The organism is Mycoplasma sp. 1573, from assembly GCF_053851775.1.
The window spans coordinates 266,673-280,416 of record NZ_JBSQBG010000001.1 but is presented as its reverse complement, the minus strand read 5'-3'; the positions used below and the strand labels follow the sequence as shown (position 1 = coordinate 280,416).

Here is a 13,744-nt window from a genome sequence, read left to right as displayed (position 1 = left end):
AAGGTCATAAAGTAAACAAAAGAATATTCAAGAGACTGAAAAAAGACACAAAAATAATCTATTGTGAAACACGTAAATAATATTATTTGGCCTAAAATTTGCAATTGTTGTAAAATTGTTAATGTTATACATTAAATGGAGGTTTTATGTTAGAAGTACAAAATTTAAGCAAAATTTTCAGTGATAAAAAACTGTTTCAAAATGTTAATTTGAAGTTTTTACCCGGGAACACTTACGGAATAATTGGGGCAAATGGAGTCGGAAAAAGTACATTTCTAAAAATCCTAGCAGGACAAGAAGAACAAAGTAGCGGAGAAATTATTAAATCAAAAGGTTCTCGTCTTTCAGTATTGAGTCAAAATCAAAATGAGTTTGACGATTTTATTGTTACCGAAGTTGTTATTATGGGTAATCAAGATTTATACAAAATTCAAGAAGAGAAAAATGCCATTTATGCTAATCCTGAAGCTTCGATGGAAGATTATGAAAGAGCTAGCGTTTTGGAAGAAAAATTTGGTGAAATGGGTGGATGAAATGCTGAAAATGATGCCCAAACCTTACTATCTGGCTTAGGAATTGATAAAGAAAAATGAACCATGCCAATGGCTAAGCTAAAAGCTAATGAAAAGGTTAAAGTATTGATTGCTAAGGCTTTATTTGGCAATCCAGACATTCTAATAATGGATGAACCTACTAACCACCTTGACTTAAAAACAATCAAATGATTAGAAAACTTTTTAATTGATTATGAAAACATAGTTATTGTTGTTAGCCACGATAGTGACTTTTTAGATGCTGTGTGTACCCACACAGTTGATATCGATTTTAACGAAGCTAGATTATTCACTGGTAACTATAGTTTTTGAAAACAATCAAGTCAATTGATCATGGAAATGCAAAAACAAGCTAATCTAAAAAAAGAAGAGCAAGCAGCTAAATTAAAAGAATTCATTGCTCGTTTTAGTGCTAATGCTTCAAAAAGTCGTCAAGCAACAAGCCGTAAGAAAGCTTTAGAAAAAATTGTCATTGACGAAATTAAACCTTCATCGCGTAAATATCCATTTATCAACTTCGATCTTAACCGTGCACCTGGTAAACAAATTTTAGAAGTTGAAAATTTAAGTTACATTAATGATAAGGGCGAAACACTTTTCCAAAATGTTTCATTTACCTTGAAACCTGGTGAAAAAATGGCAATCATTGGTGACGATGACATTGCTAAAACCAAATTACTAGAAATCATTATGGGGCTTGAAAAACCAACTAGTGGTACAGTAAACTGGGGAATTACTATTACTCCTAACTACTTCCCGAACAACAACGAAAAATTTTTCCAAAATGATATGACTATTTTGGAGTGAATTAGTCAATGACCACTAAACAATTCGACACAAGAAACTAAGGATAATTCAGATCACCGTATGCGTGCTTACTTAGGAAGAATGCTATTTTCGAATGATTCAGTATTTAAAAAAGTAAAAGTAACATCTGGGGGAGAAAAAGCAAGATTAATGTTTTCAAAACTAATGTTAGAAGAAAGTAATTTCTTAGTTTTTGACCAACCTACTGACCACTTGGACTCAGAAAGCATTGACTCGCTTGTTGAAGCTATTCAAAAATATAAATCTGGAACTATTTTCACCACATACAACCGGGGGTTAGTTAAAGAAGCAGCTAATGTGATTTTAGAAGTTAAAAATAATGAAAGTTTCTTATTCTACGGAAACTTAGATGAATATGAAGAAGCAATGGGGTACTAATATGATTGACTGAGAATTGTTAAATAAATGAAAAAATAATTTCAAAAGCAACAAAAATTTGAATGTTTTGAGTCATTCGATAATCAAAAACGGAATTAATAACACAGTTTACAATAATGATGTTATTGCTCGTCATCCCCATGTTTTCAGTCACGAATTAAAGACTGGAGATATAACTAACCAAAAACAATCTGGAAGATGTTGAATTTTTGCTTCTTTGAATATGGCAAGGGTTCAAAGCATTGAGAAACTAAACATTGAAAACTTTGAATTTAGTGAAAACTACTTCAATTTTTGAGAAAAAGTAGAAAAAGCTAACACTTTCTTAACTAACATTATGGCTTATGGTTTAGAACTGGATCTTAATGATCGCCTGATGCAAAGATTCTTACAAGATCCAGTTGGGGATGGTGGTTATTATGCTTGATGAGAGAGTTTGGTTCACAAATATGGAGCAGTTCCAAAACAAGTAATGCCAGAAACAATTAGTTCTGAAGCAACTGACAAAGTAAGTGAGTTATTGAATAATGTAGTCATTATGGCCGCTTTAAAAATGCGTCAAGAATATGCAAACAACAAAAAGGCTGATTTAGATAAAATTAGAATTCAAACTTTAGACCAAGTTTACAGTATTTGTGCTCAAGCTTTCGGAATTCCTCCTTATGAATTTGATTTTGAGTACTATGACAAAGATAAAAAATTTCATCGTCTAAAAGATATGACACCAATGAGTTTCTATGAAAAATTTCTTAAGGATGAATTGAGTCAAAAAATTACCCTTATTTCAGATCCTAGAGAAATTTATCCTTATGGAAAAATGATTGAGGCAAAATATTTCCGTACCGCTGTTGAAGGAAGTTTAAACAAAGCTCTAAATGTTCCAATTGAAGAACTGAAACTTGCAGCTAAAAAATCATTGCTAGCTAATAAAGCGGTTTGATTCGGGTGTGATGTTAGTCAAATGGTTGATAGAAAACTAGGAATTTTTGATTCTGAAATTTACAATTATGACGCAATGGGAATAAAAATTTCACAGTTAACAAAAGCACAAAAATTTGCAACAGGACTGATTTCACTCAACCACGCAATGACTTTGACTGGTGTAGACATTGAAAATGACACAACCAAAAACTGAAAAGTAGAAAATTCTTGGGGCGGAGATCTTGCTAAAAAAGGAATTTTTTCAATGTCAGATAAGTGATTTGATGACTACGTTTTCGAAGTGATTGTAGATAAAGAATTTGTAAGCGAAAAATATTTGAAAGGATTAGAAGAGGATCCTATTATTGTCGAACCTTGAGACCCTCTAGCGTAATTATGAAAAAAGAAATAACTCAAGAATTACTAACAAAATTTGAAGCCGATTTTGTTAAAAATAACTTTAATAAAACACTAATAAATGCTGTTACAAAAAACGGAATTAAAGAAGTAAGTTTCAATAATGAAGTAAAAATCAAACACAATCACGTGTTTTCAAGTGTTATTAATTCAGGGGCAGTAACGAATCAAAAACATTCAGGAAGATGCTGAATTTTTGCTTCATTAAATATGGAAAGAATTAATGCTGCTAAAAAGCTCAACATCGAAGACATTGAATTTAGTCAAAGTTTCTTACTTTTTTATGACAAAATCGAAAAATCAAATACATTTTTACAAAACTTTATTGAATATGGTTTAGAGCTTGACTTCAATGATACATTGTTTGTTAAACTAATGGATGGTCCGGCAGACGATGGTGGGTTCTGAGAATGATTCTTAGCTCTTATTAATAAATATGGAATTGTGCCAAAATCAGTAATGCCAGATGTATTTGAAGCCCAAAACACTGATACTTTAATGTTCGTTCTAAATTCAAAACTAAAACAAGCAGCAATGGAGTTAAGACAAAACTGACAAAAGAATCACAATGTTGAAAAACTTTATGAATTAAAAGAAAAGACAATGAGTGAAATTTACTCAATCTGCGCCATAAGTTTGGGTATTCCACCAAAAACTTTTGACTACAAATACTATGACAAGGACAAGAAATTTCAACAAATATTAAACACAACTCCAAAAGAATTCTTTGACTTGACTATTGGTGATTCACTGAAAAACAAAGTGTGTCTTGTTAATGATCCACGTCCAGAGCACCCATACGGAAAAGTTTTAAGTTCAAAATACTTTAGAAGTGTTTATGAAGCTGTTGGAAACAACCAATTAAATGTACCAATTGAAGAATTAGTTAAAGCTACAAAATTATCAATTTTAGACAACATTAGTGTTCCATTTGCTTGTGACGTTTCAAAATTTCATGATCGTAAACTTGGGATTATGGATCAAGAGTTATACAAATTTGAAGATGTTGTAGCCAATATCTACACAACTAAAGCACAAAGACTAAATTATCATATGAGTCTTCCAACTCACTTAATGAATTTTGTTGGAGTTGATTTAGATGAAAATGGTAAAGTAATCAAATGAAAAGTTGAAAACTCATGAGGTGACGACATCGCTGATAAAGGTATGTTCAGTATGTCAAATGAGTGATTCAAAGAATGAAACTTCCAATGTGTAGTTGACAAAAAATATGTTGATCCTGAGTATCTAAAAGGTTTAGATGAAGAACCACACATGCTTGACATTAATGATCCGTTAGCATACTTACACTAAAAGTAATAAAAAGCCGACAATTGCTTTCTTAGTTAAAGCTGTCGGCTTATTTTTTGTATCTGATTTAATTTTTCATCTATTAATTTTTCAATGTCTTGAAATTGTTTACTATTGATCTGTTGCCAAAAACCATGGTTTATATTATCAAAAACAATAATTTCGACACCTTGTTCTTTAGCTACATTTTCAACATCATCTTTTTGAATACAAGTGTCAATTGAACCGGTAATCAACATGTAATTGTGTACATTTTCGTACAATTCTTTTATTTTGTTAGATGTGTATTTTTTGTTCATTAGCTGAGTACTTACTAAGTAAGCGAATTTATTACTCGAACCTATCAAAGCTGAAGTTTTTTTCACTAAATTTTTAGTGATTTTTGTAAGTGATAAAGTATTATTTTTGTCACTATTTTTATTTGCTTTTGCTAAGGATAGAAATGAGTTTGTAGATTTGAAAAAGTTTTTAGCTCATTCAGAAGTGAAGAAATTTGTTTTGTAATTGAAAGGTGAAGACAGAATTCCATATTTTGCTAAGTTATTTTCTAAGAGATATAAAGCAATGCATGCTCCCATTGAGTGACTCACAACTAAGCAATCCTCATAGCCAATTTTACGAACAAATTCAGCAACAATTTTTTGATTGTATTCAATAGTTATTTGATTGCAAGCAGTAGTGAACCCACACCCAGGCAAATCTAGCATAGCAATATCATAATCACGTTCAGTATCAATGAATGCTTTTCAAATATTTAATGAAGAATTAAAACCGTGCACAAATAAAACTTTTTTAGCACGGTTATTATTTTCTACATAGCAATGAACATTTTCATTGAGTATCTGAATATTTAGTCAGTTATTATTCTCCATAAATAGTTGTTATAATTTCGTCAATGGTTAGTGTTCCAAACATTTCACTGAAATTATCAAATGATTCAAGAATTTTTCTTGTCACTTCTTTTTTATATTCGCTTCCAGTTAGTTGTTTTTCAACTTCATCATGATCTGTTAATGATAAGTAGTCACCTTCTAGACGAATGTGTTCAAAAACGTTTTCTTTTACTGAATATTTTACTTTTAAAATTCCACCATCTCATTTTGCTTCATTGATAACACTGAATGGGAATTGTTTTTTAAATACTCATTCATCTGAGTGACGATATTCTGCTAATTTAAGCATTTCTTGTTCGTATTTAGCAGGTAGATCTTCAACTTTAACATTATGTTTATGTTCGAAGAAGCTTACAAGTCTTGATACAAATTCTTTAACGTCAATTTTATTTGGTAATGTGTCAATAATATTTGTAACTCTTTGTCTTGCGCTTTTAATTCCTTTAGATTGCATTTTTAATTTCGAAGGAATTAAATAGTTTCCAACTTTTTCTAAATTAGCGTCGAAAAGTAATGTTCCATGGTGCACAATTTTGTCTTTGTAAATAAATTGTGAGTTTCCTGAAAATTTAAGTCCATCAATAACTAAATCGTTACGTCCTTTGAAATAAGCATTAACACCTAAAGATTTTAAAAATTCTAAAATTGGCTGTAAAAATTGTTCGTAACTTTGTCCGTTTTCGCGTTTTGTAATGAAACTAAAGTTAACATTTCCTAGGTCATGATAAACAGCTCCACCACCACTTAAACGACGGTAAAGTTCAACATTATTTTTGTTTAATTCATCGATTTTAACTTCTTCATAGACATTTTGATTACGTCCAATAATAACTGCATTTTCATGTTGGTAAAAGTAAATAATATCTTCGGTATTAGAATCATCTTTAACTAACAACTCTTCCATTGTAAGAGTGTAAAAAGGTGAATATTTTTTAGCTAAATATATTTTCATACTTGCTCCTTAAATGGTTTTTTCTAAAAAGATTCCAATTCCATTATCATCATTTGACTCAGTAACAAAAGTTGCTTGTTGTTTGATAACATCTCTTGCTTGCCCTAATGCTACTGAATAGTCACTGACCTCAAACATTGGTAAGTCGTTGTTTTCGTCACCAAAAACAACGGTTTCCGATTTTTTTACATAATTGTTATCAATCAAGTATTGTAAACCAGTACCTTTATCGATGTTTTTAGGAATTATATCTAAAATTGCTGAGTTAGATTGTAGTGGGTAGCAGTCTTGCAATTCATTTAGTTCTTTTTTAATTTCTTCAATACTTCCCAATACTTCATCACTGATGCAAATGATTTTGTAAATTTCATGGTCACTTAGTTTGAAAGTATTTAAGTCAATTTCTAAAACTTTGGCACGATATTCCTTTTCAACAGCATCATTAGTTTTTTTAATGAAATTTACTCATTTACTTTGCTCATTGAAGTGTTTGTAATAAATTGAATCCTGAGTATAAACTAAAATAGTTGATTTTTCTTTTCAAAGAATATTGAATGCTTTCGTTGCATCACTTAATGGAATCGCATGTTTAGAAATGAAAGACTTATTTTTTCAGTCATAAATTAGTGCTCCATTGCAGAAAGAGCAAGGAAAATCAGGCTCAATTTGATCCATAAATTTTAAAGATAGAAAAGGTGTTCTCCCTGTATTAAGTGAGAATTTTTTTCCGTGTTTTTTTAACTCCTTGATAGTATTTAATGTTCTAGGGTCAATTTGTTTTTCTTTCGTTAACAAAGTCCCATCTAGGTCAAAAATAAAATAATTTAGGTTTTTTGTATTCATAAAAAATATTTTATATTTTTCAGACACAAAAAATTAAAATTGTGCTTTTTTTGTTTTGTATGTTAATATTTATTAATATTAGATAAGCACTATTTTAAGGAGGAAAATGGACTCAAAAGAATACTTTTCTAAAACTGATATTGCTAAAGGTTTAAACGATGCTGAAGTTGCTAAAAGTCGTGAACTCTTTGGTAAAAATAGTTTGAAAGAAGCAAAGAAAAAGCACTGACTTATTGTTTATTTGGAACAATTTAAAGATTTAATGGTTATTTTGTTACTTGTTGCTACCGTTATCGCCTTTGCACTTGCAATTTTCGAAGGGGTACACACAAAATGAAACTGACAAACCTCACTAGTGGTTTCTTTTGTTGAACCATTCATCATTTTATTTGTTGTAATGACAAATGCAATAGTAGGAACAGTACAAGAAATAAAAAGTCAAAAAGCTGTTGAATCCTTAAAAAATATGTCTCCCTTGATGTCGAAAGTAATTCGAAACGGAATTTTACAAAACATTAAAGCCGAAGACATTGTTGTTGGTGATATTTTAATTATTGAATCCGGAGATATTGTTGGAGCTGATGGTTTGCTACTTGAAAGTACAAATCTAAGCTGTATTGAATCTTCTCTAACTGGAGAATCTACTGCAAGTCAAAAAGATGCAAAAGCTACTCGAGACTTGAGCTTACCAATCGCAGATCAAGACTTTAAAGTTTTCTCTTCTTCCGCCGTTGCAACAGGAAGAGGAGTAGTTCTAGTTACTGAAGTTGGTCAACAAACTCAAATCGGAAATATTTCTACTCTAATATCTGAACAAGAAAACTCATTAACTCCATTGCAAATCAAAATTAACAAACTAGGAAAAGTTTTTGGGTTTGGTGGAATTATATTGTTTGTAGTTTCATTCATTATGCAAATAATATTCCAAGCAGTTGGACACCAAGGTTTTGATAAAACTAGTTTTTGATCTTCAAGCCTAGTTAACTCAATTTCACTTGCTGTAGCTGCAATTCCTGAAGGATTAGTTGCCTTCACAACTATTATTCTTTCATTGAGCGTTCGCTCAATGGCAAAACGAAAAGCAATTGTAAAAAGTCTTATGGCAGTAGAAACACTTGGGTCAACTGCAGTTATATGTTCTGACAAAACAGGAACTTTGACTCAAAACAAAATGACTGTTGTAAGTTACTGAAACAATCAGTTCATGAGTGAGAATAATCAGAAAGATTTTCAAAAAACAGCAATTTTGTTTGCTTTATGTACTGATGCTAATGTTTTTTATGAAAACGATGAGCTAAAAGAAGTTGGAGATCCGACTGAAACTGCTTTACTTCACTCACTAAAAAAATTAAATAATCAAACAGTTGATCAAATTCGTTCTTTATATCCAAGAGTTAAATCATTCCCATTTGATAGCGATAGAAAATTAATGTCTACTATTAATGAAATCGACAATCAGAAAGTAGTTATTGTAAAGGGAGCACCAGAACAAATTTTCAATGCTCTACAAGACAAGTCAAATCTAGATGAACTACACAAAATTAACGAACAATGAGCTAAACAAGGTTATCGTGTTCTAGCTTTAGGAATGCGTCCTTTAAATAAAAAAGAAGCTGAAAATATTGACTTACTATCAGAGCAAAGTATTGAAAATGATTTAATTTTTGGTGGAATGGTAGCAATGATTGACCCACCAAGAGAATCTTCAAAAGAAGCAATTGCTATCTGTAAAAAAGCTGGAATTAAACCAATTATGATTACTGGTGACAATTTAGTAACCGCAAAAGCAATTGCTCATGAACTAGGAATTTACCAAGAAGGTGACATCGCAGTTAATGGTGTACAACTTGAAAAAATGAGTGATGAAGAGCTTTTAAATGAAATTCAAAACATTTCGGTTTATGCTCGTGTTGCTCCAAAGGATAAAATTAGAATTGTTAAGATGTGACAACAAAAAGATCAAGTAGTTGCCATGACAGGAGACGGAGTTAATGATGCTCCTGCTTTAAAAGCCAGTGATATTGGTTGTGCAATGGGAATTACTGGTACTGAAGTTTCAAAAGAAGCTGCCGACTTGATCTTAGTAGATGATAACTTTGCAACTGTGGTTGAAGCTGTTAAAAATGGACGCTCAATTTACCAAAGAATTAAGAATGTCATTCAGTCTTTACTTATTACATCTGTTGCTGAAATTGTTTTAGTTTTCTTTGGACTAATCATTTTCCGCTTAGTTTTCAAAAATGAAATTAATAAATACAGTTCAGAAGTTGCTGGATGAGATTTCTTTGTTCTATCAGCTACTCAATTATTGTGAATTAACTTATTTACTCACGGTTTTCCAGGAATAGCACTTGGATTGCAAGAAAATAATGAAAATTATATGAACCGACGTCCATATTCAAAACATGAATCTATCTTTGCTCGTGGAATGGGTATTAATACAATCTGACAAGGAATTTTTATGGGTTCACTATCAGTCATAGGTTACTGATTAGGAGCTAGTTGAGCGCTAAAAAATGGTCATGGTTCAGAATTCGTAAATGCCGGTTCTACTGTAGCCTTCATCATTCTAGGAATTGGTGCAACATTTAATACATTGACACTAATGTCTAGAAAACCAATTATTTGCTTAAACCCATTAAAATACTGAAAAGTTTACAGTTCTGTTATCTTTTCAATTGGATTTTTACTGCTAGTAACATACGTATCAAACATTGCTGAAGTATTTAACTTAATGACTAACTTTGCTAAATATTCAATACTTAATGCCTACGCGTATGGTTTAGTAGCAATAATTATTCCAGTGTGTGCAGTTCATAAAATTATTACCAATTTAGTGATAAGTTCAAGAATGAAAAAACACCAAATTACTAGTTTTGAACTTACCCAAAAACCTACTGGTTTTTTCAAAAAAGGTTTTAAAAAAGAATAAAATTTAAAGAAATAGATTGAAAAATCTATTTTTGTTTATTTTTTAGAAAGGACGGAAAATATGTGAAGAGTTTTTCGGGCAATGGAATTCAAATACAAGATGCTTGCCTTGTTGACTGTTTTCATGTCAATTGGACAAGTAATCATTTCAATTCTAGCGCCTAACTTCTTAGCACAACTTATAACACAAGTTGGACTTTATGAGGCCAATCAAAAATTAATGGAAACCAAACCAGTTTCGATTGATATTCTAAATATTATCCATATCTCATACAAAGATCCACAATCAGCTATGACTAGGATAACTATTATTTTTTTAGTTACTCTTTTTGTGGGACTAATTCTAGGAGTTTCGGCCAGTGTTTGTGCTAATGTTATCGCTGTTAAAACAGCACAAAGATTGAGAGCAAATCTTTTTGCTCACATTCAGACACTGAATGCTAAAAAACTAACTCAAATTTCACAACCTCGCTTGTTAACTACTTTTACTAGTGACATAGCAAGAATTCAAGATGGAATTCTGACTTCATTGAGAACAATGATTCTAGGGCCTATTTTCTTTATTGGTGGTTTCATTTTGGCCTTAATGACTAATTTAAAATTTTCAATTTCGATGGCAATTTTAATTCCTTTACTTCTTTTAGTAACAGTTATTGTTGCAATTAAAGGTATTCCTTACTTTAAGAAGCAACAAACTGCATTAGATGCTATCAACTTAGAAAGTCAAGAAAACATTGGTGGAATCAAAGTTATTAAATCATTCAATCTTGAAAACAATCAAGAAAAAAAATATATTAAAGCTAATGATAATTGACTAAGTGTTTCAACTCGTGCCAACCTGATTCAAAGTATGGCAATCCCAGTTGTTTCACTGATTGTAAACTTGAGTACACTAGTTATCTTCGTTATTGCTGGTATCTTTGAAAGACCGGACTTAAGCGGATTACAAAGTAATGAAATTCAAGAAAAATTAGCTGAATATGCAAAATTCTTAACATCGATTAACGCCTTTATTGGATATCTATGGGTTGTTTCGAGCGGATTAATTATGTCAATCTTTGTTTCAGTCTTTTTCTTTAGAAGCCAAGTGTCAGCCTCACGGGTATGAAACATTATGGCAATGAAAAATAGTCTAAAACAAAATTTAGACTCAAAAGATGAAATTCAAGCAGGAACAATCAAATTTGACAATGTGTTCTTTAAATATTTCAAAGACTCACCAGAATATGTTTTAAGAAATATCAATCTTGAAATTCAAGCAGGACAAACTATTGGAATAATTGGACCTACCGGTTCAGGAAAAAGTTCAATTGCTAAGCTAATTACTCATGACTGAGATGTTACTGAAGGAAATTTACTTATCGACGGCATTGATATCACTGACTATAGTATTGCCAACGTTAACAAATCAATAAGTCACGTGTATCAAAAACCTTTCTTGTTATCAGGAACTATTCGTTCAAATATGCTTTTTGGAAATCCTGATGCAACTGAAGAAGAAATAGATCATGCTTTAAAAATCGCTGGAGCTTATGACTTTGTTTACTCATTTAATGACGGTCTAGACCACCCTGTGAGTCAAGGATCAACTAACTTAAGTGGCGGACAAAGACAACGTATTTTTATTGCTCAAGCATTGCTGAAAAATCCAAAAATCATAATTTTTGATGACTCAACATCAGCACTTGATAATAAAACTGACAAGTTAGTTCGTCAAAACATTAAAAAATATTATCAAGATACTACTACAATCATCATCAGTCAAAAACTTTCTTCAATTATTGAATGTGACAAAATCGCAATTATTGAAGATGGACAAATCACAGCGTTTGACAATCATGAAAACTTATTAAAAACTAATAAATACTATCGTGAAGTGGCTGAAGCACAGTTAGGAGGAAATGATGCCTAGATATAATATGCATGCTGTTCCCTACAGAAAAATAAGCTACTGAAAAGAATTCAAAAAAATGATTAAGTACTTTGACAAAAATGGACTTAAAACAATTTCAATCTTTTTTGTTAGTTTACTTTCTGCTGCTGTCACTGTTCTTGCAAACTTTTTAGTAGGTAAACTTATAGATAAATTCTTTTTACCTAATAAAATTGCTGGTTTTGACCAAAACAAATTCATAATATTCCTAATATATCTAGCAATTTGTTACATATTAGGACAAGCATTCATTTTAATAATTAACTGATTCAGTGCCAAAATGGCTATGCGGGCTGCAGCACAAATGAGGCTACAATCCTATAAAAACTTAATGAAAATGCCATTAAGCTATTTTGAAACTAAAAATAGTGGACAATTAATGTCAACACTTACAAATGACATTGATAACGTTGCCATGGGATTAATGACCTTGATTTCACAAGCAATGATAACTATCAACTTTACTATTATTTGTTTAATAGCGATATTTGTAACAGCTCCTTTCATTGGACTATTTACGGTTGCTTTGATTCCAGTTCTTTACACTGCAATGTTTCTATTTATTAAATTTGCTATGCCTGCATTCCATCAACAACAAATCAGTATTTCAATGGTTAACGGATTTGTTGAAGAAATTATCAAGGGACAAAATATTATTACTTCTTTCAATCGCCAAGAAGAAATGATTAAACGTTTCAAAGTACACAACGATAATTTAGTTAAACCTGCAATGAAAGCTGGAATTTTGGGAGGAATTACATATCCTTACTCAAATCTGGCTGCTATGATTTTACGTTTAGCAGTAATCAGTCTTGCGGCATTTCTAATTATGAATAACAAATCTGGTGGTAATGGAGTTATGACACTTGGAGCATTATCAGCAGTTAATATCTATTTAGTAATTTTTACCAACCAATTTATTCAAGTAATGAACGTTTTCTCAACTATTCAAATGGCAGTTGCTTCTAGTTCTAGAATCAGTGAAATGATGGTTTTAAAACCAGAAATTGACAATTCGAAATTATTGACAATTACCGATATCAAAGGTGATATTAAATTTGAAAATGTTGACTTTTCATACACAAACAATCCGGAAAACTTACAACTTAAAAAAGCAAGTTTTTGAGCTAAGAAAGGGCAAAGCATTGCCATTGTGGGGCCTACCGGAGCAGGAAAAACTACAATTGTTAACTTGCTTTCGAAGTTCTACCAACCACTAGGTGGGAAAATCTTGGTTGACGATCGTGACTTAACACAATATAGCGAAGAATCATGAAGAGACAATATTTCTGTTGTTCTTCAAGACACATTCTTATTCAAAGGAACTATCAAAGAAAATCTTCGTTATGGAAACTTAAAAGCTACTGATGAAGAAATTCATGAAGCCGCTAAATTAGCACATGCTGATGAATTCATTCAAAAACTTGAACACGGATATGATACTGTAATTGATCAAAGCGGTTCAAACTTATCTCAAGGAGAAAGACAACTTATTGCTATTGCAAGAGCTATTTTAAGTAATAAGGACATCTTAATTCTTGATGAAGCAACAAGTAATGTCGATGTACACACAGAGAAAAATATTCAAAAAGCAATGCTTAACTTGATGAAAGGAAAAACTTCATTCATCATTGCTCACCGTCTTTCAACAATAGTTAACTCTACATGTATATTGGTTGTCGATAAAGGGCAAATTGTAGAAAAAGGAAATCACCAAGAACTATTAGCATTGAAAGGTATGTATGAAAAAATGTACCATTCAAACTTTGAGGATAATGATTAA

At 31.3% G+C, this 13,744-nt stretch carries 9 protein-coding genes; 6 read left to right on the top strand and 3 right to left on the bottom strand.

Annotated elements, in window-relative coordinates; translation table 4 throughout:
- The first annotated feature begins 146 nt into the window (after positions 1-146).
- The 3 genes from ACWXVT_RS01095 to ACWXVT_RS01085 are packed head-to-tail and all read left to right on the top strand — an operon-like array spanning position 147 to position 4,412.
- Complete coding sequence (locus ACWXVT_RS01095) at positions 147-1,760, top strand: ABC-F family ATP-binding cassette domain-containing protein (RefSeq protein ID WP_455967718.1); 1,614 nt, start codon at positions 147-149, stop codon at positions 1,758-1,760.
- Positions 1,738-3,075 (top strand): C1 family peptidase, encoded by a 1,338-nt coding sequence (locus tag ACWXVT_RS01090; RefSeq protein WP_438341398.1) that lies wholly within the window; start codon positions 1,738-1,740, stop codon positions 3,073-3,075. The genes ACWXVT_RS01095 and ACWXVT_RS01090 overlap by 23 nt, the downstream gene beginning before the upstream one ends.
- Positions 3,076-3,077: 2 nt before the next feature.
- Positions 3,078-4,412 carry a C1 family peptidase gene (locus tag ACWXVT_RS01085; RefSeq protein ID WP_438341399.1) on the top strand — a complete coding sequence of 445 codons (1,335 nt, stop codon included), beginning with the start codon at positions 3,078-3,080 and terminating at the stop codon, positions 4,410-4,412.
- A gap of 32 nt (positions 4,413-4,444) precedes the next feature.
- Here ACWXVT_RS01085 and ACWXVT_RS01080 read toward each other — a convergent pair whose 3' ends face one another.
- The 3 genes from ACWXVT_RS01080 to ACWXVT_RS01070 are packed head-to-tail and all read right to left on the bottom strand — an operon-like array spanning position 4,445 to position 7,097.
- A complete protein-coding gene (locus ACWXVT_RS01080) occupies positions 4,445-5,281 on the bottom strand; it encodes an alpha/beta fold hydrolase (protein WP_455967716.1) in 837 nt (278 codons plus the stop codon).
- Positions 5,271-6,254, bottom strand: a complete 984-nt coding sequence (locus ACWXVT_RS01075; protein ID WP_438341401.1) for a lipoate--protein ligase — start codon at positions 6,252-6,254, stop codon at positions 5,271-5,273. The genes ACWXVT_RS01080 and ACWXVT_RS01075 overlap by 11 nt, the downstream gene beginning before the upstream one ends.
- A 9-nt stretch (positions 6,255-6,263) precedes the next feature.
- The gene (locus ACWXVT_RS01070) at positions 6,264-7,097 is read right to left on the bottom strand and encodes a Cof-type HAD-IIB family hydrolase (protein ID WP_438341402.1); all 834 of its coding nucleotides are present in this window, start codon (positions 7,095-7,097) and stop codon (positions 6,264-6,266) included.
- Between the two features lie 106 nt (positions 7,098-7,203).
- Here ACWXVT_RS01070 and ACWXVT_RS01065 point away from each other — a divergent pair, with 106 nt between their 5' ends.
- The 3 genes from ACWXVT_RS01065 to ACWXVT_RS01055 are packed head-to-tail and all read left to right on the top strand — an operon-like array spanning position 7,204 to position 13,744.
- Entirely contained in the window at positions 7,204-10,029 is a 2,826-nt protein-coding gene (locus ACWXVT_RS01065; RefSeq protein ID WP_455967714.1) for a cation-translocating P-type ATPase, read from the top strand.
- A 60-nt stretch (positions 10,030-10,089) separates the two neighbouring features.
- Positions 10,090-11,940: an ABC transporter ATP-binding protein gene (locus ACWXVT_RS01060; RefSeq protein ID WP_455967713.1), complete on the top strand. Its 1,851-nt coding sequence runs from the start codon at positions 10,090-10,092 to the stop codon at positions 11,938-11,940.
- Positions 11,933-13,744: an ABC transporter ATP-binding protein gene (locus tag ACWXVT_RS01055; RefSeq protein WP_455967711.1), complete on the top strand. Its 1,812-nt coding sequence runs from the start codon at positions 11,933-11,935 to the stop codon at positions 13,742-13,744. The genes ACWXVT_RS01060 and ACWXVT_RS01055 overlap by 8 nt, the downstream gene beginning before the upstream one ends.